This is a genomic window from Aeromonas sp. Marseille-Q7275 (assembly GCF_965119515.1).
In genome coordinates, this window is record NZ_CBCPLW010000017.1 from 79,690 (window position 1) to 105,373 (window position 25,684).

The window sequence follows — 25,684 nt, forward strand, 5'->3', positions numbered from 1 at the left end:
TGACTTTGTTATTTTTCAACAATCAGGTTATCCTTTGTACGCCCAATTTTTACGCCAGTGGTTTGCTGCTGGCCTGTCAGGGACGTCAGAATTCCGGGTCTTGTATCACTATACAAGGGGCAAGCAACAGATTGCCAACCCTCATAAGGATAAGTTGATAGTTTTTGGGCGCACCGCGTCCGGCGCATCCTCCAACCCAACCCAATCTGCGATAGGATTTATTCATGAGTAAGCTGGTTCTTGTTCTTAACTGTGGCAGCTCGTCCCTGAAGTTTGCTGTCATTGACGCAACCACCGGTGATGATCTGCTGTCCGGCCTGGCCGAGTGCTTCAACCTCGACGACGCCCGCATCAAGTGGAAGCTCAACGGCGAAAAGGGCAGCGCCGATCTGGGTGCCGGTGCCGCTCACCAGGAAGCGCTGGACTACATCGTCCACAAGATCCTGCCGCTCAACCCTGAACTGTCCAAGAACCTGATTGCCATCGGCCACCGCGTGGTACACGGCGGCGAGCAATTCACTTCTTCCGTGCGGATCTGCAAAGACGTGATCGCCGGTATCGAAGCCGCCATTCCTTACGCTCCGCTGCACAACCCGGCTCACCTGATCGGCATCCGTGCCGCCCTCAAGGTCTTCCCTGAGCTGGCCGAGAAGAACGTCGCCGTGTTCGACACCGCGTTCCACCAGACCATGCCGGAAGAAGCCTTCCTGTACGCCCTGCCGTACAAGCTCTACAAAGAGAACGGCATCCGTCGCTACGGCGCCCACGGCACCAGCCACTACTACATCAGCCTGGAAGCCGCCAAGCAGCTGAACAAGCCGGTTGAAGAGCTCAACATCATCAACTGCCACCTGGGCAACGGCGGCTCCGTCTGCGCCATCAAGAACGGCAAGTCCGTCGACACCTCCATGGGTCTGACCCCGCTGGAAGGCCTGGTGATGGGTACCCGTTCCGGTGACATCGATCCGGCCATCATCTTCTTCCTGCACGACAAGCTGGGCATGAGCGTCGCCGAGATCAACACCATGCTGACCAAGGAATCCGGCCTGCAGGGTCTGACCGAAGTCACCTCCGACTGCCGTTTCGTTGAAGACAACTACGACAGCAAGGAAGAAGCCAAGCGCGCCATGGACGTGTACTGCTACCGTCTGGCCAAGTACATCGGTGCCTACGCCGCCGCCATGGACGGTCGTCTGGATGCCGTGGTCTTCACCGGTGGCATCGGCGAGAACTCCGCCCCGATCCGTGAGATCACCCTGAACAAGCTGGGCCTGCTGGGCTTTGACGTCGACCACGACGCCAACCTGAAGGCGCGCTTCGGCAAGGGTGGCGAGATCACCAAGGCTGGCTCCACCAAAGCCCTGGTTATCCCGACCAACGAAGAGTGGGTCATCGCCCACGACGCGCTGGAACTGGTCGGCGCATAAATTAGCTGTAGAGCAAGGCCGCCCCAGGGCGGCCTTTTCCTGATCCCAAAAATGAACAAGGGGTAATAAGTGGCACGCACTATTATGCTCATCCCGGTCGGCACTGGTGTCGGCGTAACTTCCGTGAGCCTTGGCGTCGTTCGCGCCATGGAACGTCACGGTGTCAATGTCAGCTTCTTCAAACCGGTTGCCCAGCCGCGTCCGGGTGAAACCGGTACCGAGCGCTCCACCGCCGTGATCCGCGCCGCCGCCAACATCAACCCGCCCGAGCCGTTCGCCCTCTCCTACGCCGAGAACATGATCACCTCCAGCAACACCGATATCCTGCTGGAAGAGATCGTGGCCCGCTTCGAAGAGCACGTGAAGACCAGCGGTGCCGAAGTGGTGGTGATCGAAGGCCTGGTGCCGACCGACAAGCAACCCTTTGCCAACAAGCTGAACTACGACGTCGCCAAGGCGCTGGATGCCGACATGGTGTTCGTGACCCATCCGGGCAACGACTCCAGCCAGAAGCTCAAAGAGCGCATCGAGCTGGCCTGCTCCAACTTCGGTGGCGTCAGCAACCCACGCATCGTGGGCTGCGTCATCAACAAGGTGGGGGCACCGGTTGACGAGCACGGCGTGACCCGCCCCGATCTGACCGAGATGTTCGAGGCGCACCACCACACCTCCGACACCGCCCACAACCTGGAAGTGCTGCAGGTGTTCGGCAAGAGCCCGCTGCGCATCCTCGGCTGCATCCCCTGGAACACCCAGCTGATCGCCCCGCGTGCCAAGGATCTCGCCAAGCACCTGGCCGCCAAGATCCTGCACAAGGGTGAGCTGGACAGCCGTCGCCTGCAGACCGTGACCTTCTGTGCCCGCTCCATCCACAACATGATCGAGCACTTCCGTCCGGGCAGCCTGCTGGTGACCTCAGGCGACCGCTCCGACGTCATCGTCTCCGCCTGCCTCTCCGCCATGAACGGCGTCAAGCTGGGTGCCCTGCTGCTGACCGGCAACTACCACCCTGAGCCGCAAGTCATCGCCCTGTGCCAACAGGCCATGGCTACCGGCCTGCCGATCATGATCACCGGCACCAACACCTGGCAGACCGCCGTCAGCCTGCAGAACTTCAACGTCGACATCCCGGAAGATGACCGCGAGCGTATCGAGCTGGTGCAGGACTATGTGGCTGGCCACATCGACAAGCACTGGATCGAGTCTCTCTCTGCCAAGTCCACCCGCTCCCGTCGCCTGAGCCCGCCGGCGTTCCGCTATCAGCTGACCGAGCTGGCCCGTCAGGCCAACAAGCGCGTCGTGCTGCCGGAAGGGGAAGAGCCGCGGACCATCAAGGCTGCCGCCATCTGTGCCGAGCGTGGCATCGCCCGTCCGGTGCTGCTGGGCAACCCGGAAGAGATCCGTCGCGTCGCCGAACAGCAGGGTGTGGTACTGACCGATCGCGTCGAGATCATCGACCCGCTGGAAGTGCGCGAGCGCTATGTGCCGCGTCTGGTCGAGCTGCGCAAGAACAAGGGCATGACCGAAGTGGTCGCCCGCGAACAGCTGGAAGACAACGTGGTGCTGGGCACCATGATGCTGGAGCGTGGCGAAGTGGACGGCCTGGTTTCCGGCGCCGTGCACACCACAGCCAACACCATTCGTCCGCCGATGCAGATCATCAAGACTGCCCCGGGCTCGTCCCTCATCTCCTCCATCTTCTTCATGCTGCTGCCTGATCAGGTGCTGGTGTACGGTGACTGCGCCATCAACCCGGATCCGAGCGCCGAACAGCTGGCCGAGATCGCCATCCAGTCCGCCGACTCCGCTGCCGCCTTCGGCATCGAGCCGCGCGTCGCCATGATCTCCTACTCCACCGGTACCTCTGGCGCCGGCGCGGACGTCGAGAAGGTGCGCGAAGCGACCGAGCTGGCCAAGGCCAAGCGTCCCGACCTCATCATCGACGGCCCGCTGCAGTACGACGCGGCCATCATGGAGAACGTGGCCAAGTCCAAGGCACCGAACTCACCGGTCGCGGGTAAAGCCACCGTGTTCGTGTTCCCGGATCTGAACACCGGCAACACCACCTACAAGGCGGTACAGCGCTCCGCCGAGCTGGTCTCCATCGGCCCCATGCTGCAAGGCATGCGCAAGCCGGTCAACGACCTGTCCCGTGGCGCCCTGGTAGACGACATCGTCTACACCATCGCCCTGACCGGTATCCAGGCAGCCCAGGCCGAGTAATATCGCCCGCGCTGACCCTGTGAAAAACCCGCCTTCCGGCGGGTTTTTTTATGGCGGCGAGATGTTGATCCACAAGATCAAATCAGGATCCTGAGCAGATCCCCCGAGCTGACGCTGGGGCTCATCTGGCAAGGCGCCGGCGATAAGCAAACACTCACACCCGCGCAGGGGGATTGCACAATTGCGATCCAGTCAGGATCAAATCAGAATATCCCTTTAAGATCAGCAGACTAACGCCAGACACACCGCTAATCTACAGAGTTTTCCACAGCTTTTGTGGATAGTTTACCGATCATTTGAAAGAAAATGACAGTTCCGGTCAGCACTTCTCCCCCCTCGAGCGACCATGAGAAAGGGGCTCCGAAGAGCCCCTTTGGACAGGTTACCAGCCCCTGATATCAGGGACGCAGGGACTTGTCCGCCCGGGAGATGCCGCAAACAGCTTGAGGCGCACCACTCTGCCAAATCACAAAAGGGCTCCGAAGAGCCCTTGAACAACCATTTCCACGTCCAATCGCATCAGGGACGCAGGGACTTGTCCGCACGAGAGATGCCGCAGACAGCTTGAGGCGCACCACCCGGCCAAATTACAAAAGGGCTCCGAAGAGCCCTTGAACAACCATGTCCACGTCCGGCCGCATCAGGGACGCAGGGACTTGTCCGCCCGGGAGATGCCGCAGACACCGGAGCGCACCACTTCGATGATCTCGTTGGTCTGGGCGGCAGTCTTGATGAAGGCGTCCAGCTTCTCGCTGGTGCCCACCAGCTGCACTGTGTACTGCTCGGGGGTGACATCGACGATCTGGCCACGGAAGATATCCGCCAGCCGTTTCAGCTCGTCGCGGGCACCACCGGCGGCGCGCGCCTTGACTAGGGCGATCTCCCGCTCGATGTGTTCCCCTTCGCTCAAATCGCACACCTTGAGCACGTCCACCAGCTTGTGCAGCTGCTTCTGGATCTGCTCCAGCACCCGCTCGTCACCCATGGTGACAATGGTCATGCGCGACAGGGTGGGATCCTCGGTGGGGGCCACCGTCAGGGTCTCTATGTTGTAGCCGCGCTGGGAGAAGAGGCCCACCACACGGCTCAGGGCGCCAGATTCGTTCTCCAGCAGAACGGAAATTATATGTCTCATGATGTTTCCCCCGCCTTGCTCAGCCACATCTCATCGATGGCGGGCTCCACCAGTACGACCGAAATGATATGTCCCATCGTCAGGTCCTCTCCGTCTTGCTCAGCCACATCTCGTCCATGGCTCCAAACTTGATCTGCATCGGATAGACGTGTTCGTCCGGGTCGACCGAGATATCCATGAACACCAGCCGATCCTTCATGGCGAACGCCTTCTCCATGGCGCTCTCCAGCTCGGCGGGATCGCTCACCGCGATGCCGACGTGGCCATAGGCTTCCGCCAGCTTGACGAAGTCCGGCAGGGATTCCATGTAGGAGTGGCTGTGACGGCCGCCGTAGAACATCTTCTGCCACTGCTTGACCATGCCGAGGGCGCGGTTGTTGATGGAGATGATCTTGATGGGCACCCCGTACTGCATGCAGGTGGAGAGCTCCTGGATGTTCATCTGCACAGAGCCGTCGCCGGTGACGCAGCAGACCACGGCATCCGGGTTGGCAAACTGGGCCCCCATGGCGGCCGGAATGCCGAAGCCCATGGTGCCGAGACCACCGGAGTTGATCCACTGGCGCGGCTTGGCAAACGGGTAGTAGAGGGCGGCAAACATCTGGTGCTGACCCACGTCGGAGGCGACGAAGGCCTCCCCCTTGGTCACCTTGTAGAGCGCCTCGATGACCTGCTGCGGTTTGATCAGGGTGGGGTGGGTCTCGTAGGCCAGGCAGTTGCGGGAGCGCCACTGATCAATCTGGCTCCACCAGTCCGCCAGTGCCTGCTTGTCGTTGTCGAAGCCGCACTCGCGGATCACTTCCAGCATCTGCTCCAGCACGGTTTCCACCGAGCCGACGATGGGCACATGGGCCTGCACCGTCTTGGAGATGGAGGTGGGGTCTATGTCGATGTGGACTATGGTGGCGTTGGGGCAGAACTTGCTCACGTTGTTGGTGACGCGGTCATCGAAGCGGGCACCCACTGCGAAGATGAGATCCGCGTTGTGCATGCTCTTGTTCGCTTCGAAGGTGCCGTGCATGCCGAGCATGCCGATGAATTGCGGGTGGGTGCCGCTGAAGGCTCCCAGCCCCATGAGGGTGGTGGTCACCGGCAGGTTCAGCAGCTCCGCCAGCTTGGTCACCAGATGATCCGCATTGGCATTGATGGCGCCGCCACCCACGTACATGACCGGACGGCTCGCCTCGGTCAGCAGCTTGGCAGCCCGCTTGATCTGGCCCTTGTGTCCGGCCTTGGTCGGATTGTAGGAGCGCAGGGAAACGGACTCGGGATACTGGTAGGGGAATTTCTCTTTCGGGTTCTGCACGTCCTTGGGCAAGTCCACCACCACGGGCCCCGGGCGGCCACTGGCGGCAATGTAGTAGGCCTTCTTGATGGCGTCGGGAATGTCGCTGGCCTTCTTGCACAGGAAGCTGTGCTTCACCACAGGGCGGGAGATGCCGATCATGTCGGTCTCCTGGAACGCGTCCTCCCCTATCATGCTGGTCGGCACCTGACCGGACAGGATCACCAGGGGGATCGAGTCCATGTAGGCGGTGGCGATGCCGGTGATGCAGTTGGTGGCGCCGGGACCCGAGGTCACCAGCACAGTGCCCACCTTGCCGGTGGAGCGGGCGTAACCGTCCGCCATGTGCACCGCGGCCTGCTCGTGCCGCACCAGGACATGCTCCATCTTGCCGTTTTCGAAGAGAGCGTCATAGATGTCGAGCACTGAGCCACCAGGGTAGCCGAAAACGTGTTCCACTCCCTGATCTTCCAGCGCTCTAACCACCATCTGGGCGCCTGATAACATCTCCATGATAAAGCCCTCCAGGCTTTGCTCCGTTAAGCGAAAGCTACCGACAGTCCGCTGCTTCCCGGCAGCGCCGATCCGTCTCTTGTTGTTGTCTGCATCCAGACCAGGCGAGTTCGGAGCCGTCGATAGTAGAAAAATAGGTTTTTTCCATCATTCACCCGAAAAGCGGGTGAAAAACCAACTTAACCCGCTTGTGAACGCTTGTCCACGGCTTTGTCTGACCAGAACAGTCATAAATTTCAAACAGCTATTAACATTCAGTGACTTGGTCACCAGACCGGAAACAAAGCGGGGGGTATGGGGGAGAAACTAGCGGATCATGCTGCCAATCCGGGCCGGGATGGAAATAAATGGCCCGCCCCCAGAGGGCGGGCCGTCAAAACCAACGCGTCTCAGTGCTCGTCTTCCGGCTCCGCCAGCCAGATCTGCTGATCCGGATCCGTCTCTTCGCAGACCGAGATGCTGACCCCCATGTCGAGCAGCTCATGCAGGGTGAGATTGTCTGCCAGGGTCATGGTGTCGCCGTTTTCATTGGTAAAGCGCATGGTGTCCGTCCTCTCCTTGGTGGGATCAACTCAGTCTAGTCAAAGGCGCTGAGTTGCGATAACCAGGGACGGGCCAATGTCGGGTTGCCCGCCAGTTCGCTGAGGCGATCGCACACCTCCTCCGGGAAGAGGGTCCTGGCCCACAGGCGGCGGGAGAGAGACTCACTATCTTCCTCGGCACCGGCCAGCAGCCAGTCGGCCAGCGCCCCCGCCACGTCGGGGTAATGCACTCTGCCGGGTGCCGGCGCCTCCAGCCAGCTCCGCACCGCATTGGCATCCAGCGTCTCCATCAACTGGGCGAGCCCCATCAACTCCAGGGTCCTGCCGTTGGTCAGCTGCTCGAACTGGCCGCCGAGCGGCTTGACCAACAGCTTCTTGCCCAGAGACAGCGCCTCCGAGGCCAGTTCAAACCCTGCATTGCTGATGACGCCCCGGCAACCGGCCAGCGCCAGCTTGAACCCCTCCCGGGCCGCAGGCTCGAAGCGGATGTTGCGCCATTGACTGGCCTTGCTAAGGCCGGGGTGAAAGCAGACGAAGCGCTGCTGGCCAAAGCGCGACAGCAGCGCAGCTATCTGCTCTGTCTGCTCGAATGGCAGATAGACCAGGATCTGCTGGTTGTCCGGGACCGGGGTCATGAGATCTATGATGGGGGGCAGCAGCGGCTGACCGAAGTGGAACCAGTGCAACCCCAGAGCGCGGCTCACCGGGGCGAAGTGGCGCATCAGCTGGCGGTTGAAGCCACTCTCTCCCCAGCGCGGAATGGGCCAGTCAAAGCTGGCCTGATGGCTGATGGTCAGACTCGGTTTTTGCCAGCGCCGGGCGGCATGGGCACTGAGTGGCTCAAAATCGCTGATCACCAGATCGTAATCCCGGCAGTCCAGCGCCCGCATGTCCTGCCAGAAGCGCAGGGGGGAGAGTCCCTTGAGGGTACGCCAGCCCGAGATGCGGCCCTGATGGCTGACGAAACTGATGCCGGGGAAGGTGCGGTACTCCCCGAACTCCCCCATCTCGAAGTAACCGTCGGCGGCGCGACCGCTGAACAGGTAGTCGACCTCTATCCCCCTGCCCTTCAATGCGCGCGCCAGAGTCCTGCTGCGACTGATATGACCGTTGCCGGTCCCCTGTACCCCGAACAGTATCCTCATCCCTGGCTCCAGCCGAGCGCCCACAGGGCGCAGCCACCCCCGAGCAGGGCGCCGGCCACCAGATCGCTCAGATAGTGCACCCCGAGCAGCAGCCGCGACGCCCCGACCAATATGGCCCAGAGAAACAGCAGGGGCGCCCAGAGCGGAAAACTTGCCGCCAGCACGGTGGCCATCAGGAAGGCGGCGGCGGTATGGCCGGAGGGCAGGCTGTAGCGATCGGAGGGGGTGATGAAGACCGGCAAGCCCACGGGGCGCTGGCGTCTCAGGGCATTCTTGAGCAGCAGATAGAGCGGCAGCTCGGCGGCAAAGGCCAGCAGGGCGACTTGCACCAGGTCCCGCTGCGCCTCCCCCTGCCACCAGAGCAGGGCGGCCAGCACGGCGTAGAGGGGACCGTCACCGGTGCGGGAGACGAGCCGGCTGATCCTGGCCTGCGGCCCGTTGTAGGGATGGAGCAGGCAGACGCGGCACACCCGCAGGTCCCATTGCTGGATCTTGTTCATCACGCCTCCTGCTCTTGAGTCTTGCCTGCAGACTAGGGCGGCGGAGTGACACTTGGTTGAAGGAGAGATAACAGATTTGTGACATGCGCCATGCAAAAAAGGGCCATGCGGCCCTTTTTTCAGTTTTTACCCGGGAAGACTCAGTTCAGGGAACCGCGCAGGCCGTTCTCCATCAACTGGCAATTGTGGGCCGCCAACCGGCTCATGAAGCTCTCGTCCACCGTCAGGCCGAACACCTGTTCGTAGAGATCCTTCATCACGAAGGGCTGCCACATCATGCTGAGGAAGGAGATCTTCAGCATCTCGGGATCCAGGTTGTCACCCAGCTGGCCATTGGAGCGCATGGACTCGAGCAGGGCATCGAACTGGGGCAGTTGACGCTCCAGCAGACGATTCAATACAAAATCCCGCCCCGGACTCTTCTCGGTTGATAATGCGCTGGAGATGGCGGAAGTCAGCTCGCTGTTCGGTGCCATCACCTGATAGTAGGTATTGAGCAGATCGGTCAGGCTGCGGTTGCTGCTCTCGTCATGCCAGGCCTGATCCAGCGGCTCGGCCACATCCCCCAGCACCGCCTTGTAGAGGCCCTCTTTGCTGCCGAAGTAGTAGTGGATCATCGCCAGATTGGAGCCAGCCAGCTCGGCGATCTCGCGGGTCGTCACCTTGCTGTAGGGGGTGTTGAGAAAACGTTCGCGTGCGGCGGCGAGCAGCTTGTCGCGAATGTCGGAACGTCCGACCGGACGGCCAGGTCTGCGTTTTTCCATGGAATACCTCAGATAATTCAGCAAGGGCTGATAAGTCGATCTGATTGTGCGGGTGATCGAGTACAGCAGGAACGACCAGATAATCAGGCATGAACCGAATATGGGACAAGGAAATTTGCACTCCTTTACAATCCGATTAAATAACACAGTGAATTGAACCTGTCCTTTCGAGTTGACACAGCATAAAAATCTCGATATTGGTAGTAGCGTTATCGACTGGAAGGATTGAGTCATCATGTATATTGCCGCTCCGCTACTACTGCTCTCCCTAATCGCGACTCCTCGCGCGGGATCCTTGTAGCCGGGCTAAGGCATAGCCGGAATTTACAAAAACCCGTGCACCCCGCACGGGTTTTTTTATGCCAATGCAGGATGCACGCACCGAACTTAGGAAGAGGGAAGTCACATGTCAGATCGAGTCATCATATTCGATACCACCTTGCGTGATGGCGAGCAGGCGCTGTCGGCCAGCTTGACGGTCAAGGAGAAGCTGCAGATTGCCCAGGCGCTGGAACGACTCGGTGTCGACATCATGGAAGTGGGCTTCCCTGTCTCCTCCCCCGGTGATTTTCAATCGGTGCAGACCATAGCCCGTCACATCAAGAACAGCCGGGTCTGCGCCCTCGCCCGCGCCCTGCCCAAGGACATCGATGCCGCCGGCGAAGCCTTGCGGGTCGCCGAAGCCTTCCGCATCCACACCTTTATCTCCACCTCCTCCATCCACGTCGAAAGCAAACTGAAAAAGAGCTTCGAAGACGTGCTGGAGATGGGGGTCGGCGCCATCAAGCACGCCCTGCGCTACACAGACGATGTGGAGTTCTCCTGCGAGGATGCGGGCCGCACGCCGATTGACAACCTCTGCCGCATGGTGGAGGCCGCCATCAAGGCAGGTGCCCGCACCATCAACATCCCGGATACCGTGGGCTACACGGTGCCGACCGAATTCTCCGGCATCATCCAGACCCTGTTCAACCGGGTGCCGAACATCGACCAGGCCATCATCTCGGTGCACTGCCACGACGATCTGGGCCTCTCGGTGGCGAACTCCATCGGTGCCGTACAGATGGGGGCCCGCCAGATCGAGTGCACCATCAACGGCATCGGCGAGCGGGCGGGCAACTGCTCCCTGGAAGAGGTGGCGATGATCCTGAAAACCCGCGCCGACCTGCTCGGGGTGCACACCAACATCCGTCACAACGAGATCCACCGCACCAGCACGTTGGTCAGTCAGCTGTGCAACATGCCGGTGCAGCCGAACAAGGCCATCGTCGGGGCCAACGCCTTCTCCCACAGCTCCGGCATTCATCAGGACGGCGTGCTCAAGGCCAAGAACACCTACGAAATCATCACTCCCGAGAGCATCGGCCTCACCCAGAACAACCTCAACATGACCTCCCGCTCCGGCCGCCACGTCATCAAGCACCGCATGGAGAGCATGGGCTACGCCGAGAGCAGCTACGATCTCGACCACCTCTACGGCAAGTTCCTGGTCCTGGCCGACAAGAAGGGGCAGGTGTTCGATTACGATCTCGAGGCGCTGGCCTTCTTCAGCCAGATCCACGAGGAGCCCGAGCACTTCAAGCTGGAGTACCTCGGGGTGCAGAGCGGCAGCTCTGTGCTGGCCACCGCCTCGGTCAAGCTCAAGGTGGGTCAGGATCTGATCTGCGAAGCGGCCACCGGCAACGGCCCTGTGGATGCTGTCTACCAGTGCATCAACCGTATCACCGGCTACGAGATCCGCATCGACAAGTACGAGCTCAAGGGCAAGGGGGAAGGCAAGAATGCCCTCGGCCAGGTCGACATAGTCGCCGAATACAAGGGCCGCAAATTCCATGGCATGGGGCTGGCCACCGACATCATCGAATCCTCGGCCCAGGCCCTGGTCCATGTCATCAACAGCATCTGGCGTGCCGATCAGGTCGCCGAGCAGATGGAACGCAATAACAACATCAAATCGGAAACCGTCTGAACAGCGTGTGATCGACTCACTGAGCAGATGGAACTCAAGACAACATCAGGACGGGGACAGTCTGAACAGGCATAGGCTCGCAGTATCGGGTCACTGGGCAGATGGAACTCAAGACAACATCAGAACGGAGACAGTCTGAACAGGTATAGGATCGCAGTATCGGGTCACTGGGCAGATGGAACTCAAGACAACATCAGGACGGAGAGAGTATGAGCAGTTATCGGATCGCAGTATTGCCGGGGGACGGCATTGGCCCGGAAGTGATGGCAGAGGCCATCAAGGTACTGGAAAAGGTGCAGACCAAATTCGGCTTCTCCCTCGACTATGATCGCCACGACGTGGGTGGCATCGCCATCGACAACCACGGCACCCCGCTGCCCCAAAGCACCATAGCGGGCTGCGAAGCGGCCGATGCCGTGCTGTTTGGCTCGGTGGGCGGCCCCAAGTGGGAGCACCTGCCACCGAACGATCAGCCGGAGCGCGGCGCACTGCTGCCCCTGCGCGCCCACTTCAAGCTGTTCTGCAACCTGCGCCCGGCCCGTATCTACACCGGCCTGGAGCAGTTCTCCCCCCTGCGTGCCGACATCTCGGATCGCGGCTTTGACATCGCCTGCGTGCGGGAGCTGACCGGTGGCATCTACTTCGGCCAGCCCAAGGGGCGCGAAGGGGAAGGTGCGAACGAGAAAGCATTCGACACCGAGGTGTATCACCGCTTCGAGATCGAGCGCATCGCCAAGATAGCGTTCGAATCCGCCCGGGTGCGCCGCAGCAAAGTGACTTCCATCGACAAGGCCAACGTGCTCGCCTCCTCCATCCTGTGGCGCGAGGTGGTGACCCAGGTTGCCAAGGGTTATCCCGACGTCGAACTGAACCATATGTACATCGACAACGCCACCATGCAGCTCATCAAGGATCCGTCCCAGTTCGACGTGCTGCTCTGCTCCAACCTGTTCGGCGACATCCTCTCCGACGAGTGCGCCATGATCACCGGCTCCATGGGGCTGCTCCCTTCAGCCAGCCTGAACGAATCCGGCTTCGGTCTGTTCGAGCCGGCCGGTGGCTCGGCCCCGGACATCGCCGGCAAGGGCATTGCGAACCCCATCGCCCAGATCCTCTCAGCCGCCCTGATGCTGCGCTACAGCCTGGGCCAGGAAGCCGCCGCCCAGGCCATAGAGCAGGCCGTGGCCCAGGCCCTGGCCGAGGGTTACTTCACCGCCGATCTGCATCAGGGTAACGCACAGCACCCGGTGCAAAGTACCGCCGAGATGGGCAGCCAGATAGCCGCACGGATCTGAGCCACGCAGCACATAACAAGGAATACAGAGCAATGTCCAAGACCCTCTATCAGAAAGTGTTCGACGCCCACGTGGTCCGGGAAGTGGAAGGGGAAACCCCCCTCATCTACATCGACCGCCATCTGGTGCACGAAGTGACCAGCCCCCAGGCGTTCGACGGCCTGCGCGCCATGAAACGCCCGCTGCGCCGCCCGGATCTGACCTGGGCCACCATGGATCACAACGTCTCCACCACCACCAAGGACATCGCCGCCTCCGGCGAGATGGCCCGCATCCAGATGGAGACCCTGGCAGCCAACTGCAAGGAGTTCGGGGTCCGTCTCTACGATCTGAACCACAAATACCAGGGCATAGTCCACGTGATGGGCCCCGAGCTCGGCATCACATTGCCCGGCACCACCATAGTCTGCGGCGACTCCCACACCGCTACTCACGGCGCCTTCGGGTCGCTCGCGTTTGGCATCGGCACTTCCGAAGTGGAACACGTGATGGCGACCCAGACCCTGAAGCAGGGCCGGGCCAAGACCATGCGTATCTCTGTCAATGGCAAGCTGAGCGATGGCATCAGCGCGAAAGACGTGGTGCTGGCCATCATAGGCAAGGTCGGCGCTGCCGGCGGCACCGGTTACGTGGTGGAGTTCGCAGGCGATGCCATCAGGGGTCTCTCCATGGAAGGGCGCATGACGGTGTGCAACATGGCCATTGAGCTCGGCGCCAAGGCGGGAATGATAGCCCCGGATCAGACCACCATCGACTACATCCGCGGCAAGGTATTCGCCCCCACCGGCGAGGCGCTGGAGCAGGCCATCGCCCATTGGCAAACCCTCAAGAGCGACGAGGGCGCGACCTTCGATGCCGAAGTGGTGCTGGACGCCGCCGCCATCGCCCCTCAGGTGACCTGGGGCACCAACCCGGGTCAGGTGATCGCCGTCAATGAACCCATTCCGGCGCCGGAATCCTTCAGCGATCTGATGGAGCAGCAGTCCGCCCGCAAGGCGCTTGCCTACATGGACTTGCAGCCGGGCCAGAAGCTCTGTGACGTCACCATCGACAAGGTGTTCATCGGCTCCTGCACCAACAGCCGCATCGAGGATCTGCGCGCCGCCGCCGCCATCGCCCGTGGCCGTAAGGTGGCCGCCGGGGTACAGGCCCTGGTGGTGCCAGGCTCCGAGCAGGTGAAGGCCCAGGCAGAGGCCGAGGGGCTGGACAAGATCTTCCTCGAGGCTGGCTTTGAGTGGCGCCTGCCCGGCTGCTCCATGTGTCTGGCCATGAACAACGACCGGCTGCAACCGGGGGAGCGCTGCGCCTCCACCAGCAACCGCAACTTCGAAGGGCGTCAGGGCCGTGCCGGCCGCACCCATCTGGTGAGCCCGGCCATGGCCGCCGCCGCCGCCGTCACCGGCCGTTTCGCCGATATTCGCGCGCTGTAATTACGAGGAGAACAAGATGACAGGCTTCAAGCAACACAAAGGGATCGTCGTCCCCCTCGACAGCGCCAACGTCGACACCGACGCCATCATTCCGAAGCAGTTCCTGCAGAAGGTAAACCGCATCGGTTTTGGCAAGCACCTGTTCCACGACTGGCGCTTCCTTGACGATGCAGGGGTGCAGCCCAACCCCGAGTTCGTGCTGAACCAGCCGCAATTCGCCGGTGCAAGTATCCTGCTGGCCCGGGAGAACTTCGGCTGCGGCTCTAGCCGCGAGCACGCCCCCTGGGCGCTGGCGGACTACGGCTTCAAGACCATCATTGCCCCGAGCTTTGCCGACATCTTCTACGGCAACGCCATCAACAACGGCATGGTGCCGGTACGCCTGAAAGAAGAAGAGGTCGAGGCCCTGTTCCAACTGGTTGCCGCCCAGCCGGGTATCGAGCTCGACGTGGATCTGGAGGCGAACCAGGTGCGCGCCGGCGCGCTCACGTTCGGCTTCGAGATCGACGAGTTCCGCCGCTACTGCCTGCTCAACGGGCTGGATGCCATCGGCCTGACCCTGCAGCACGAAGCCGCCATCAGCGCCTTCGAGGCGAAGCAGCCGAGCTGGATTTGACCCATCAGGTGCCATAAAACGAGTAGAATCAACAGGGAGCCCAGGCTCCCTGTTTTATTGTCAGGCCAGACTACACGCATGGCCGGCCACTTCTGCATGCCCGACGGGACACCTGAATGAAGATGACGATCGCCCTCCCCCTGCTCTGCGGCCTCTGGCTGGCGCTGCCGGTCTGCGCCGGGCAGACCTATTTCAACAGCAACGGCGGCCAGCTCAACGTCGGCTGGCAGGACAGGGATGGCAAGACCCAGCAACTCAGCTACCGGCTGGAGGCGGGCAAGCTGCCGCCGCTCATCGCCTATCGCCCGGCCAGGATGCAGGAGGAGGTGCTGCAGAGCTTGCTGCGGCAGGCGGAGCTTGAATTCCCCGAGGTGCAGTTCTCCCTCTCTCGCCCCAGCCTCGCCCTCAGCCTCAAGAGCCGCAACGCCGACAAGGCCAGGGAAGCCTCGCTATGGGTCAAGCCGGAGCAGGCCAGACTGGAGGCCGAGTGGCTCAAGCGGCACTACTTCCAGCCCTTCACTCCGCCCGATGGCGCCCCCGCCATCAAGCAGGATCATGTGCGCATCGCCCTGGAGAGCCGCGCCGAACTGGCGCCCCTGGCCGAGCAGCTCAAGCAGGAGGGCGCCACGGAGACAGAGGCGCGCCAGAAGACGGTGGCCCATATGCTCGACTTCATCCAGGCCATCCCCTATCAGCTGCTCGACAGCCAGTCGGGGCGCTCTGGCAAGGGCTTTCTGAGCCCGCGCCAGGTGCTGGAGCAGAACCGGGGGGATTGCGACAGCAAGGTGACCCTGATGGCGGCCCTGCTGGCCCAGCGCTTTCCCGAGCTGAAGCAGGCCATGGTGTTCGTGCCGGGCCATGCCCTGCTGGGGGTGGCGCTGCCGGCCGGCCCGGGTCAGGCGACCCTGAGCTGGCAAGGGGAGACCTATCTGCTGCTGGAACCGAGCGGCCCAGCCCAGCTCCCCATGGGCCAGCTCGCCCCCACCAGCAAGACGCTGGTCGACAGCAAGCAGTTGAGCGTCCAACCCGTGCTGGCCAGCAACTGAGCCGCACCCGGAGCGGCGATCCGGGCGGGAAGGCAAGGTTGGCCCGGGCCGAAAATGCATCGACCAGCCGGTGGCTGGTCGATGAAACAGGGTGGCGTGCGAACTCAGGTCAGAGGCAGGAACTCCAGCGCCAGCAAGAGCCCGCCCTCCTCCTCCAGCACCCGCACTATGCGGGCCTGGGCCTCGAAGGGGGGCAGCAGGTTGCTGCTGGTGGCCAGGCTCACCCGGATGGGTTGGGCCAGATCAAACCCGTGTTCGTTCACCTCGACCCCCATGCCATTGGCGCTGAGATCCCGGCAGACTCCCTCAAGCACCTGCTGGTGCTGGAACAGGGTGACAGGGGCGTTGATGACCATGCGCTGGAAGGCACGTCTTTCCTTGGTGCTGGTGATCACTGGGGGCATCCTCCTTGGTGGTGGCTCGCACGGCGCGGCCCGTGAAACATAGTGCTGGCCTCCCCCAAAGAAGGTCAATACAATGCGGTTCGTTGCTCAAACGGGGTGCGGTTTACCGCTGAGATTATACCCGTGAACCTGATCCAGATAATGCTGGCGGAGGAATTTGAGGCATGGCGCGCGTTTTTTGCGCCCTCATCCGCTGGCCCTCACCACAAGAGAGGTGCCATTGATGAGCAGACCCCTGCCCATGGCACCTCAGTACCCACAGGAGTGCCATTGATGAAGACCCTGCTGCTGCTCGCGACCGGCCTGCTCTCTGCCCAGGCATTTGCCGCCGACACCCTCACCGTCTACACCTACGGCTCCTTCGCCGCCGAATGGGGCCCGGGTCCCAAGATCAAGCAGGCCTTCGAGAAGGAGTGCGGCTGTACCCTCAATCTGGTGGCCCTGGAAGACGGTGTCGCCATCCTCAACCGGCTGCGGCTGGAAGGCCAGCACAGCAAGGCAGACCTGGTGCTGGGGCTGGACGATGCCCTGGTCAGCGAGGCCAAGCAGAGCGGCCTGTTCGCCCCCCATCACACCAGACTCGACGCCCTCAAGGTGCCGGGTGGCTGGCAGGATGACACCTTCGTCCCCTATGACTACGGCTACTTCGCCTTCGTCTACGACAAGGACAAACTCAAGCAGCCCCCCAAGAGCCTGAAAGAGCTGGTGGAACGCCAGGATCTCAAGGTGATCTATCAGGATCCCCGCACCTCCACCCCGGGCCAGGGGCTGATGCTCTGGATGAAGTCTGTCTATGGCGATCAGGCCCCCGCCGCCTGGGAACAGCTGGCCAAAAAGACGGTCACCGTCACCAAGGGCTGGTCCGAGGCCTATGGCATGTTCCTCGACGGCGAGGCGGACATGGTGCTCTCCTATACCAGCTCCCCCGCCTATCACCTGATCGCCGAGAACAAGCCCCAGTACCGGGCGGCCGCCTTCGCAGAGGGGCATTACCGTCAGGTGGAAGTGGCCGCCAAGCTGAAAAACGCTGCCCAGGACAAGCTGGCGGACCAGTTCCTGCAGTTCATGGTCAGCCCCGCCTTCCAGCAGGAGATCCCTGCCGGCAACTGGATGTACCCGGTGATCGACCAGCCGCTTCCCAAGGGCTTCGAGCAGATGATCACGGTCGCCAAGCCGCTGAGTTTCACCTCTGATGACGTGGCCGCCAATCGCAAGAACTGGATCCGCGAATGGCTGCAAGCCGTCACCCAGTGAACGCAGGCTCCCGTCCCCTCTGGTGGCTGCCGGGCAGTGCAGCCACCCTGCTGATCCTGCTGTTGTCCCTCGGGCCGCTCGCGGCCCTGCTGTGGCAGGCGGGCACCTTGTCTCCCCGCACCCTGCTGGCCGATCCCTATCTGCGCCATGTGCTGGGCTTCAGCTTAGGACAAGCCCTGCTCTCCACCCTGCTGAGCTTAGGTGTAGCCATCCCGGTGGCCCGTGCCCTGGCGCGGCGCCGCTTCTCCGGCAGGGCCTTGCTGCTCAAGCTGTTCGGCCTCTCCCTGGTGCTGCCCGTCATCATCGCCATCTTCGGCATGGTCGCGGTGCATGGCCGCCAGGGCTGGCTGCCGCAGCTGCTGCGCGCCCTGGGGCTGGATCCCGGCAACTACCTGTACGGCCTGTTCGGCATACTGCTGGCCCATGTGTTCTTCAACATGCCGCTGGCGGCGCGCCTCATACTGCAGAGCATAGAGAGCGTCCCCGAGACCTCCTGGCGCCTCGCCAGCCAGCTCGGCATGCGCTCATCCCACATCTTCCGGCTGCTGGAGTGGCCGCTCATCCGCGGCATACTGCCGGGGCTCGCCAGCCTCATCTTCATGCTCTGCTTCACCAGCTTCACCACAGTGCTGGCGCTGGGCGGCGGCCCCAAGTCCACCACCCTGGAAGTGGCCGTCTATCAGGCTCTTCGCTTTGACTTCGATCTCGCCACCGCGGGCGGACTGGCGCTGGTACAGCTGCTGCTGACCGTCGCCCTGCTCCTGCTGCAACACAGGCTGCAGACCACCCCGGCCAGCCGTCTCACCAGCCGCCGCCCCTGCCTGAGGCCGGATCGCCATCAGCCGGGGACAGGCCTGGTGGATGCCGTGGCGCTCTGCACCGGGCTCGCCATCTTCCTGCCGCCCCTGCTGGCCATAGTCGTGGCCGGTTTCAACCCCGGCCTGCTGACGGCGCTGGCATCCCCCCAGCTATGGCAGGCGGGCGGCCAGTCCCTGGCCATCGCCCTGGCGGCCGGGTCGCTGGCGACCCTGCTCGGCGCCGGTCTGCTGCTCACCAGCCGCCACCTGAGGGTGCGCGGGCGCAAGCGGCGGGCCGCCGCCCTGTGGGAGGCCAGCGGCTCCATGATCCTGATGATCCCGGCAGTGGTGCTCTCCACCGGTCTCTTCATCATGTTCATGCCCTTTGTCGACGTCTTTGCCCTGGGCACCTGGCTGGTGGTGCTGGTCAACGCCCTGATGGCGCTGCCCTATGTGCTGCGTACCCTCAGCGCCCCCATGCAGCTGGTGGTGCGTCAGTACGACCGGCTGGCGGACAGCCTTGGGGTGCGCGGTCTGCATCGCCTGCGACTGGTGGAGTGGCCTCTGCTGCGCCGCCCGCTGGCGCTCGCCATGGCGCTCTCCATGATATTGTCCCTCGGGGATCTCGGCGCCATCGCCATGTTCGGCAGCCAGGCCCTCACCACCTTGCCCTGGCTGCTCTATCAGCAACTCGGCAGCTACCGGCTGACCGAGGCGGCCGCCACCGCCCTGCTGCTGCTCACGCTCTGTTTCTCCCTGTTCTGGCTGGTTGAGCGGGGTCTTGGAGGAAAAAATGGCGAGCATTGAGGTACAAACCCTGCGCTACCGTTTCTGCGGCTGTTCTGGCTGGTCGAACGGACTCTTTGAGAGGAAAAAAATGCTGAACATCGATGAACTGGTCACCAGCTACCCGGATTGGCGCGTCAGCTTCAGCGCCACCCTGCCCAGAGGGGAAATCACCGCCCTGATAGGGCCGAGCGGTGCCGGTAAGTCCACCCTGCTCGGCATGATCGCCGGCTTCGTGCCGGTGGAGTCCGGCCGTCTCAGTTTCGATGGTGTCGATCTGCTGCCGCTCGGCCCCGCCGAGCGGCCGGTGACCACACTGTTTCAGGATCACAACCTCTTCCTGCATCTGTCGGTGTTCGACAACATCGCCATCGGCATGCACCCTGGCCTGCGCCTGAGCGAGGCCCAGCGCGAGCAGGTGAAACAGGGGGCAGAGCGGGTCGGCCTTGGGGACATGCTGAGCCGCCTGCCGGAGCAGCTCTCCGGCGGCCAGCAACAGCGGGTGGGGCTGGCCCGCGCCCTGGTGCGGGGAAAACCCCTGCTGCTGCTGGATGAGCCCTTCTCGGCCCTGGATCCCGCCCTGCGCCGGGAGATGCTGGCCGAGGTGGCCCGCCTCGCCTGCGAGCAGGGCATCACTGTGCTCATGGTGTCCCACAACCCGGAAGATGCCCAACTGATCGCCGATCAGGTGCTGTTCGTGGACGAGGGCCGCATCGCCCTGCAGGGCAAACCCGACATACTGCAGAACAGCGAACACCCCGGGCTGCTGCGTTACCTTGGTCGCGCTCTATCTCCATAGTGGATGGCCAACAAGCTGATGGTCTCCCCCTGGCATAACCCCGGAAGATGCCCAGCTGATCGCCGATCAGGTGCTGTTCGTGGACGAAGGCCGCATCGCCCTGCAGGGCAAACCGGACATACTGCAAGACAGCGAACACCCCGGGCTGCTGCGCTACCTTGGTCGCGCTCTATCTCCATAGTGGATGGCCAACAAGCTGATGGTCTCCCCCTGGCATAACCCCGGAAGATGCCCAGCTGATCGCCGATCAGGTGTTGTTCGTGGACGAGGGGCGCATCGCCCTGCAGGGTAAACCAGACATACTGCAGAACAGCGAGCACCCCGGGCTGCTGCGCTACCTTGGCCGTACACAAGGGCAATGACGGCAACGGGATCAAAAAAAGGGAAGCCGTCCGGCTTCCCCTTTCTCATGCAGAGATTGCGTTAAATCAGAGATTTTCCTCGGCGAACGAAGCCAGCCGGCTGCGAACCACGCCGTTCAGGAAGATGTTGGCACTGCCGTCGAAGTCCTTGAAACGCTCGACTATGTAGGTCAGACCCGAGGTCACCGGGCTCAGGTAGTTGGAGTCTATCTGGGCCAGGTTGCCGGAGCAGACGATCTTGGTCCCCTCGCCGCAGCGGGTGATGATGGTCTTGATCTGGGAGGCGGTCAGGTTCTGGCACTCGTCCAGCAGCACGAAGGTGTTCTGGATGCTGCGCCCGCGCATGAAGTTGACCGATTTGAACTGGATGTTGGCCTTCTCCATGATGTAGCTGAGGGACCCGCTCATGTTCTCGTCCTGCTTGTGCAGCACCTCCAGGGTGTCGGTCACCGCCGCCAGCCAGGGCATCATCTTCTCCTCCTCGGTGCCGGGCAGGAAGCCGATGCTCTCGGCAATCTCCGGGGTGTTGCGGGTGACGATCACCTTCTCGTAGATCCCCTTCTCGATCACCAACTCCAGGGCCGCCGCCATGGCGAGCAGGGTCTTGCCGCAGCCCGCCGGGCCGGTCAGGATCACCAGATCGATGTGCGGATCCAGCAGGGCGTCCAGCGCCATGCCCTGATAGATGTTCTTGGGATGCACCCCCCAGGCCTTGCGTGACATCAGCCGCTCGCGGCCCAGATCCTTGAGGCGGATCTTGTTGCCGTCGTGGCTCAGCACCCTGGCTGCAAAGAAGTTCTCCTCGTCCAGCAGGTACTGGTTGACGTGCACCCCCTCCAGCAGGTTCGAGTCGATCACGTGAACTGTGTCGCGGCCATGGGTCTCGCTGTCGCACTCGCCAACCCGCTCCCAGAAGCTGCCTGGCACCACCTGGAAGCCCTTGGCCAGCAGGCGGATGTCGTCGATCAGCTGGTCGCTGCGATAATCCTCCACGTGGGCAAGGCCCGCCCCCTTGGCCTTGAGGCGCATGTTGATGTCCTTGGTCACCAGCACCACCTGGCGTTTCATCTCGTGCTTTTGCAGGTAGAGGGCCGCGTTGATGATGCGGTTGTCCGCCTCCTTGTCGGTGAACACCTCGGCATCCTGGGGCAGATGGTGATCGCTGAAGATGGAGATGCGACCGCTCGCCTCGCCGGCCAGCGCCACCCCTTGCACTATCTGCTCCGGGGTCGCATCGCGGAACACGTCTTCCAGGGCTCGGATGGCGATACGGGCATCACGGCTGACGTCCTTCTGGCGATCCTTGATGTTGTCGAGCTCTTCGAGCACCGTCATGGGGATGAGCACGTCGTGCTCTTTGAAGGAGTAGATGGCGAGGGGTTCGTGAAGCAGAACGTTGGTATCCAGGATAAACAGCTTTCGGTCCGTGTTGTCCATAAGCATCCTCCTTGGCACTGAAGGTGCCACGTGTGTGAATCTCAGATGTCATTGAAACCACACGGCCGTGACAGTTTTATTACCCCTCACGCTACGCCCGAATTTACCGGTGTGCAACATTTCCCTTGTCCGTCCTAACTGACTGTATATAAAGCAATCAATAAACAAGACCGGCCCACAGGCCGGTCTTTTAAGCTGATTTATGCCCCTGTTGGCCCCATTAGCCACACTTGGAATCGCCGCAGTTGAGGCAGGTCATGCAACCATCCTTCTGCACCAGCGCCTTGGTGTGGCACTTGTAGCAGAGCGCCGCACTGGCCGGGAAGCCGCTGCCTGACTGCTGGGCGTCAGCCTCCTGTTCGGCCTGGATCTGTGCCTGTTTCTCGGCCAGAAACGCCTGCTGGTGCTCATCCAGCCCGGTGGCCTTGAGCATGCCGATCTCGGTGAGATGGGTCTCGATCACGTTGCCAATTTCGGCGATGAGCGACGGCACATACTTGCCCTTGTTCCAGTAGCCCCCCTTGGGATCGAACACGGAACGCAGCTCCTCCACCAGGAAGGTGACATCCCCGCCCTTGCGAAACACCGCCGAGATGATGCGGGTCAGCGCCACTATCCACTGGTAGTGTTCCAGGCTCTTGGAGTTGATGAAGATCTCGAACGGACGGCGCGTCTCGTGGACTGTGCCCTCGTTGAGAATGATGTCGTTGATGGTGATGAACAGCGAGTGCTCGGAGACATGCTCCGGCGTCTTCAGCTTGTAGGTGGTGCCCATCAGCCGCTCCGGACGCAGCACAGTCTCGTGCATGTGTACCACGTCATCCTGGGGAGCCGGTGCTTCTTGCGGCTCATCCCGGGTTTTCACCTTGTAGGCGACGATTTTCCTGTCGATCTTCTTGACCATAATCTGTTCTCAGAATTTACCGTAATAGCCTTCTTTCAAGGCGTCGTAGAGGTTTGCGGCGGTGTGCAGCTCGCCATCGTATTCGATCTCTTCGTTCCCCTTCACCGTGATGACGGAACCATCCTCCAGAGTGAACTCGTAATGAGTGTTCTCCAGATCCTTCTCCTTCACCAGCACCCCCTGGAAGGCCTCCGGGTTGAAGCGGAAGGTGGTGCAGCCCTTGAGGCCGGAGTCCGAGGCATACATGTAGATGTCCTTGAACTGCTCGAACAGGAAGTCGGTCGGTACGTTGGCGGTCTTGGAGATGGACGAATCTATCCAGCGCTGGGCCGCCGCCTGGATATCCACGTGCTGGGCCGGGCTGATGTCGTCGGCGGTGATGAAGTAATCCGGCAGACGGCAGGCCTCATCCTCGGTGTAGGGCATGGCGCCGGCGTTGACGAGCTCGCGATAGGCCAGCAGCTCGAAGGAGTAGACATCCACGCTCTCCTTGCTCTTCTTGCCCGCCTTGATGACGTTGCGGCTGTAGTGATGGGCGAAGCTCGGCTCTATGCCGTTGCTGGCGTTGTTGGCCAGCGATAGAGAGATGGTGCCGGTCGGCGCTATGCTGCTGTGGTGGGTGAAACGCCCGCCCACCTCGGCCAGCGCGGCCACCAGGGCGGGATCCACCTCGGCCACCTGTTGCATGTAGCGGCTGTAGCGTGCATGCAGCACCTTGCCCTTCACCTTGTCGCCGAGCTTGATGCCATCGGCCGCCATCTCGGGGCGCAGCCGCAGCATCTTGCCGGTCACCTCGAACTCCTCCTCCATGATAGGAGCCGGGCCCTTCTCCTTCGCCAGCGCCAGGGACTCCTGCCAGCCGGTCATCGCCAGCTCCTGGGAGACCTGCTCGGTGAAGGCGACCGAAGCGGCAGAGCCATACTTTATCTGCAGCATGGTGAGGGTCGATCCCAGGCCGAGGAAGCCCATGCCGTGGCGGCGCTTGGCGGTGATCTCTTCGCGCTGCTTGGGCAAAGGCAGCTGGTTGATCTCCACCACGTTGTCCAGCATGCGGGTGAAGATGGCCACCACCTTGCGAAACGCGGGCCAGTCGAAGGCGGCCCGCTCGGTGAAGGGCTCGCGCACAAACTTGGTCAGATTGACCGATCCCAGCAGGCAGGCGCCATAGGGGGGCAAGGGCTGCTCACCGCAGGGGTTGGTGGCGCGGATCTCCTCGCAGAACCAGTTGTTGTTCATCTGGTTCACTTTGTCGATCAGGATGAAACCGGGCTCCGCATAGTCATAGGTGGAGGTCATGATGACGTTCCACAGCTTGCGGGCAGGCAGGGTCTTGTAGACCTTGCAGGCCACCTGCCCCAGCGCGTTGATCACCACTCCCTCCTTGTTCGGCCAGTCCGCCCAGATCACCTGCTCGGGATCGTCCAGGGCAATGCCGTCCTGCTCCACCTCCTTGGCGGTGTAGGGGAAGATGAGCCGCCAGGGCGCATCCTCTTTCACCGCCTTGACGAACTCTTCGGTGATGAGCAGGGAGAGGTTGAACTGGCGCAGGCGACCATCTTCCCGCTTGGCCTGGATGAACTCGATCACGTCGGGGTGGCGGATATCCATGGTGCCCATCTGGGCGCCACGACGGCCACCCGCCGACGAGACGGTGAAACACATCTTGTCGTAGATATCCATGAAGGAGAGCGGGCCCGAGGTATAGGCCCCGGCGCCGGAGACGAAGGCACCGCGCGGACGCAGGGTCGAGAAGTCATAGCCGATGCCGCAGCCCGCCTTCAGGGTCAGGCCGGCCTCGTGCACCTTGCCGAGAATGTCATCCATCGAATCTTCGATGGTGCCGGAGACGGTGCAGTTGATGGTCGAGGTGGCCGGCTTGTGCTCGAAGGCCCCTGCATTGGAGGTGATACGACCCGCCGGGATGGCGCCATTGCGCAGGGCCCACAGGAAGGGCTCATACCAGGCATCGGGCTCGCTCTCCTGGGCCGCCAGCGCCCGGGCAACCCGCTGATAGGTCTCATCTATGGTGCCGTCGATGGGCGCCCCATCCTTGCTCTTGAGGCGATACTTGCTGTCCCAGATCTCGAGGGAGGTTTCCTGCATGGGGATGAGGGCAGAGTTGGGTCCACTCTCCAGAACAGGGTTGGATTTAGCCATTTTCAAGCCACCTTATGTGAATGCAACAACGTCATGATAGAGTCAAAAACACAACCAATAGGTTTAATATCAACCATATAGCACTATATATAGTATCTCTCTCACGGGGCGCCGATTCTATCCTAAAAAAATGCCCCGGCCAGCAGATATTTGGGCCAGGGCATTTAACCGGTTCATTTCCCGATGAATTTAACGGGAGGGGGAATCTCAGGGCTTCTTGACGTACACGCTCGGCGTCTCACCCGCCATATTCAGATAGAACTCGTAGACACCGTCGGCATCCGGCGAGAACTTCATGTCCTCATACTTGGAGCAGGGATTGACCGGCACAGGCTCTCCGCCCAGCACGGCGACGCCGTCACTCGGACTCTTGTAGCCGAAGTTGGTGCCACAGCTCCAGCCGGAATCGGCGAACTTGAACTTGTAGGGAGCCCACTCTTTCTTGAGCGTTCCCTTGGCCATGTAGAGCTTGTCGGCCACCTTGACCACCTTGCTCTCATCGGTCGCCATCCAGTCGTTCATCTCCCCCCGCAGGTAGATGGACTTGCCACCGAAGTCGCTGTTGTCTGCCGCCTGCTCTGCACCGCCATTGGATGCGCAACCGCCTAATACCAGGGTTCCCGCCGCCAGCATCATCGTTACTGTTCTCTTGAACATGTGTCCATTCCTCAGATTATTGTGATTCCTTGGCCCATCGAACGTGGGCAGACGAATTAAAGCAGAGCAGGCATCACAAGAAAGGTAGAGTCATCACATTCTGTGCTTTTTATATCCAGCACGTCGCGCCGATGGATAAATATCGAACAGAAAAGGGGAGAGGGTTTGGGAGAGGAGGGAGCTCATCGTCAAACTGCAGGAGTGTTAACGCTCAATTATCAGTCAACGCACTGATTT

General features: G+C 61.8%; 21 protein-coding genes, 1 pseudogene and 1 riboswitch. Of the genes and pseudogenes, 11 read left to right on the forward strand and 11 right to left on the reverse strand.

Translation table 11 applies throughout. The features are described from left to right. Positions 1–224 precede the first annotated feature (224 nt). Both ACWPWQ_RS15950 and pta read left to right on the forward strand, forming a co-directional pair. Entirely contained in the window at positions 225–1,427 is a 1,203-nt protein-coding gene (locus ACWPWQ_RS15950; protein ID WP_025328158.1) for an acetate kinase, read from the forward strand. A 69-nt stretch (positions 1,428–1,496) separates the two neighbouring features. Next, positions 1,497–3,650: a phosphate acetyltransferase gene (gene pta, locus ACWPWQ_RS15955; RefSeq protein WP_025328159.1), complete on the forward strand. Its 2,154-nt coding sequence runs from the start codon at positions 1,497–1,499 to the stop codon at positions 3,648–3,650. A gap of 640 nt (positions 3,651–4,290) precedes the next feature. On the opposite strand, the gene ilvN is transcribed toward pta, so the two are convergent. From ilvN to ACWPWQ_RS15985, 6 genes are all read right to left on the reverse strand, one after another. After that, complete coding sequence (gene ilvN / locus ACWPWQ_RS15960; RefSeq protein WP_025328160.1) at positions 4,291–4,785, reverse strand: acetolactate synthase small subunit; 495 nt, start codon at positions 4,783–4,785, stop codon at positions 4,291–4,293. A gap of 79 nt (positions 4,786–4,864) precedes the next feature. Further along, a complete protein-coding gene (locus tag ACWPWQ_RS15965) occupies positions 4,865–6,583 on the reverse strand; it encodes an acetolactate synthase 3 large subunit (protein ID WP_202047121.1) in 1,719 nt (572 codons plus the stop codon). Positions 6,584–6,972: 389 nt separating this feature from the next. Next, positions 6,973–7,125 carry a hypothetical protein gene (locus ACWPWQ_RS15970; protein WP_005323837.1) on the reverse strand — a complete coding sequence of 51 codons (153 nt, stop codon included), beginning with the start codon at positions 7,123–7,125 and terminating at the stop codon, positions 6,973–6,975. A 35-nt stretch (positions 7,126–7,160) separates the two neighbouring features. Further along, entirely contained in the window at positions 7,161–8,270 is a 1,110-nt protein-coding gene (locus tag ACWPWQ_RS15975) for an MJ1255/VC2487 family glycosyltransferase (protein ID WP_454010238.1), read from the reverse strand. Then, positions 8,267–8,770 carry a phosphatase PAP2 family protein gene (locus ACWPWQ_RS15980; protein WP_265436349.1) on the reverse strand — a complete coding sequence of 168 codons (504 nt, stop codon included), beginning with the start codon at positions 8,768–8,770 and terminating at the stop codon, positions 8,267–8,269. The genes ACWPWQ_RS15975 and ACWPWQ_RS15980 overlap by 4 nt, the downstream gene beginning before the upstream one ends. Positions 8,771–8,910: 140 nt before the next feature. Then, on the reverse strand, positions 8,911–9,534 hold the full coding sequence (locus tag ACWPWQ_RS15985; RefSeq protein ID WP_005323843.1) for a TetR/AcrR family transcriptional regulator: 624 nt from the start codon (positions 9,532–9,534) through the stop codon (positions 8,911–8,913). A gap of 406 nt (positions 9,535–9,940) precedes the next feature. Between ACWPWQ_RS15985 and leuA the strand changes: the two genes are divergently transcribed. From leuA to ACWPWQ_RS16010, 5 genes are all read left to right on the forward strand, one after another. Further along, entirely contained in the window at positions 9,941–11,503 is a 1,563-nt protein-coding gene (gene leuA / locus ACWPWQ_RS15990; RefSeq protein WP_005323845.1) for a 2-isopropylmalate synthase, read from the forward strand. A 209-nt stretch (positions 11,504–11,712) separates the two neighbouring features. Further along, entirely contained in the window at positions 11,713–12,798 is a 1,086-nt protein-coding gene (gene leuB, locus ACWPWQ_RS15995; RefSeq protein ID WP_454010239.1) for a 3-isopropylmalate dehydrogenase, read from the forward strand. A gap of 32 nt (positions 12,799–12,830) precedes the next feature. Continuing rightward, positions 12,831–14,228, forward strand: coding sequence for a 3-isopropylmalate dehydratase large subunit (gene leuC / locus ACWPWQ_RS16000; protein WP_454010240.1), 1,398 nt, complete (start codon positions 12,831–12,833; stop codon positions 14,226–14,228). A 16-nt stretch (positions 14,229–14,244) separates the two neighbouring features. Next, entirely contained in the window at positions 14,245–14,844 is a 600-nt protein-coding gene (leuD, locus tag ACWPWQ_RS16005) for a 3-isopropylmalate dehydratase small subunit (protein ID WP_454010241.1), read from the forward strand. 116 nt (positions 14,845–14,960) lie between these two features. After that, entirely contained in the window at positions 14,961–15,890 is a 930-nt protein-coding gene (locus tag ACWPWQ_RS16010; RefSeq protein WP_454010242.1) for a transglutaminase domain-containing protein, read from the forward strand. A gap of 104 nt (positions 15,891–15,994) precedes the next feature. Here the strand turns inward: ACWPWQ_RS16010 and ACWPWQ_RS16015 are convergent, their stop codons facing one another. After that, entirely contained in the window at positions 15,995–16,285 is a 291-nt protein-coding gene (locus ACWPWQ_RS16015; RefSeq protein ID WP_005323856.1) for a PilZ domain-containing protein, read from the reverse strand. A gap of 91 nt (positions 16,286–16,376) precedes the next feature. Beyond that, positions 16,377–16,467: riboswitch (TPP riboswitch) on the forward strand. A gap of 100 nt (positions 16,468–16,567) precedes the next feature. Here ACWPWQ_RS16015 and thiB point away from each other — a divergent pair. The 4 genes and pseudogenes from thiB to ACWPWQ_RS16035 all read left to right on the forward strand — a co-directional run. After that, the gene (thiB, locus tag ACWPWQ_RS16020) at positions 16,568–17,548 is read left to right on the forward strand and encodes a thiamine ABC transporter substrate binding subunit (protein WP_265436344.1); all 981 of its coding nucleotides are present in this window, start codon (positions 16,568–16,570) and stop codon (positions 17,546–17,548) included. Beyond that, positions 17,524–19,152: a thiamine/thiamine pyrophosphate ABC transporter permease gene (gene thiP, locus ACWPWQ_RS16025; RefSeq protein WP_454010243.1), complete on the forward strand. Its 1,629-nt coding sequence runs from the start codon at positions 17,524–17,526 to the stop codon at positions 19,150–19,152. Before thiB ends, thiP begins: the two co-directional genes overlap by 25 nt. Positions 19,153–19,222: 70 nt before the next feature. Further along, positions 19,223–19,930, forward strand: coding sequence for a thiamine ABC transporter ATP-binding protein (gene thiQ, locus ACWPWQ_RS16030; protein ID WP_454010244.1), 708 nt, complete (start codon positions 19,223–19,225; stop codon positions 19,928–19,930). Between the two features lie 40 nt (positions 19,931–19,970). After that, positions 19,971–20,111: pseudogene (locus ACWPWQ_RS16035) on the forward strand (thiamine ABC transporter ATP-binding protein); the annotation flags it as partial. Positions 20,112–20,358: 247 nt separating this feature from the next. On the opposite strand, the gene ACWPWQ_RS16040 reads toward ACWPWQ_RS16035, so the two are convergent. From ACWPWQ_RS16040 to ACWPWQ_RS16055, 4 genes are all read right to left on the reverse strand, one after another. After that, positions 20,359–21,729 carry a PhoH family protein gene (locus tag ACWPWQ_RS16040; protein ID WP_139435097.1) on the reverse strand — a complete coding sequence of 457 codons (1,371 nt, stop codon included), beginning with the start codon at positions 21,727–21,729 and terminating at the stop codon, positions 20,359–20,361. A 220-nt stretch (positions 21,730–21,949) separates the two neighbouring features. Then, positions 21,950–22,633, reverse strand: a complete 684-nt coding sequence (locus ACWPWQ_RS16045; protein WP_247627224.1) for a TSCPD domain-containing protein — start codon at positions 22,631–22,633, stop codon at positions 21,950–21,952. 9 nt (positions 22,634–22,642) lie between these two features. Next, a complete protein-coding gene (locus ACWPWQ_RS16050; protein ID WP_454010245.1) occupies positions 22,643–24,790 on the reverse strand; it encodes an adenosylcobalamin-dependent ribonucleoside-diphosphate reductase in 2,148 nt (715 codons plus the stop codon). Positions 24,791–24,997: 207 nt separating this feature from the next. After that, positions 24,998–25,447 (reverse strand): pullulanase, encoded by a 450-nt coding sequence (locus ACWPWQ_RS16055; protein WP_025328176.1) that lies wholly within the window; start codon positions 25,445–25,447, stop codon positions 24,998–25,000. Between the last annotated feature and the right edge of the window lie 237 nt (positions 25,448–25,684).

Coding starts and splice junctions, on each gene's coding strand:
- ACWPWQ_RS16055 (WP_025328176.1), bottom strand. CDS start 25,447: ATGTTCAAGAGAACAGTAACGATGATGCTGGCGGCGGGAACCCTGGTA.
- ACWPWQ_RS15975 (WP_454010238.1), bottom strand. CDS start 8,270: ATGAGGATACTGTTCGGGGTACAGGGGACCGGCAACGGTCATATCAGT.
- ACWPWQ_RS15950 (WP_025328158.1), top strand. CDS start 225: ATGAGTAAGCTGGTTCTTGTTCTTAACTGTGGCAGCTCGTCCCTGAAG.
- ACWPWQ_RS16050 (WP_454010245.1), bottom strand. CDS start 24,790: ATGGCTAAATCCAACCCTGTTCTGGAGAGTGGACCCAACTCTGCCCTC.
- leuB (WP_454010239.1), top strand. CDS start 11,713: ATGAGCAGTTATCGGATCGCAGTATTGCCGGGGGACGGCATTGGCCCG.
- thiQ (WP_454010244.1), top strand. CDS start 19,223: ATGCTGAACATCGATGAACTGGTCACCAGCTACCCGGATTGGCGCGTC.
- ACWPWQ_RS15970 (WP_005323837.1), bottom strand. CDS start 7,125: ATGCGCTTTACCAATGAAAACGGCGACACCATGACCCTGGCAGACAAT.
- ilvN (WP_025328160.1), bottom strand. CDS start 4,785: ATGAGACATATAATTTCCGTTCTGCTGGAGAACGAATCTGGCGCCCTG.
- ACWPWQ_RS16045 (WP_247627224.1), bottom strand. CDS start 22,633: ATGGTCAAGAAGATCGACAGGAAAATCGTCGCCTACAAGGTGAAAACC.
- leuC (WP_454010240.1), top strand. CDS start 12,831: ATGTCCAAGACCCTCTATCAGAAAGTGTTCGACGCCCACGTGGTCCGG.
- ACWPWQ_RS15965 (WP_202047121.1), bottom strand. CDS start 6,583: ATGGAGATGTTATCAGGCGCCCAGATGGTGGTTAGAGCGCTGGAAGAT.
- thiB (WP_265436344.1), top strand. CDS start 16,568: ATGAAGACCCTGCTGCTGCTCGCGACCGGCCTGCTCTCTGCCCAGGCA.
- leuA (WP_005323845.1), top strand. CDS start 9,941: ATGTCAGATCGAGTCATCATATTCGATACCACCTTGCGTGATGGCGAG.
- thiP (WP_454010243.1), top strand. CDS start 17,524: ATGGCTGCAAGCCGTCACCCAGTGAACGCAGGCTCCCGTCCCCTCTGG.
- ACWPWQ_RS15980 (WP_265436349.1), bottom strand. CDS start 8,770: ATGAACAAGATCCAGCAATGGGACCTGCGGGTGTGCCGCGTCTGCCTG.
- ACWPWQ_RS16010 (WP_454010242.1), top strand. CDS start 14,961: ATGAAGATGACGATCGCCCTCCCCCTGCTCTGCGGCCTCTGGCTGGCG.
- ACWPWQ_RS15985 (WP_005323843.1), bottom strand. CDS start 9,534: ATGGAAAAACGCAGACCTGGCCGTCCGGTCGGACGTTCCGACATTCGC.
- ACWPWQ_RS16040 (WP_139435097.1), bottom strand. CDS start 21,729: ATGGACAACACGGACCGAAAGCTGTTTATCCTGGATACCAACGTTCTG.
- leuD (WP_454010241.1), top strand. CDS start 14,245: ATGACAGGCTTCAAGCAACACAAAGGGATCGTCGTCCCCCTCGACAGC.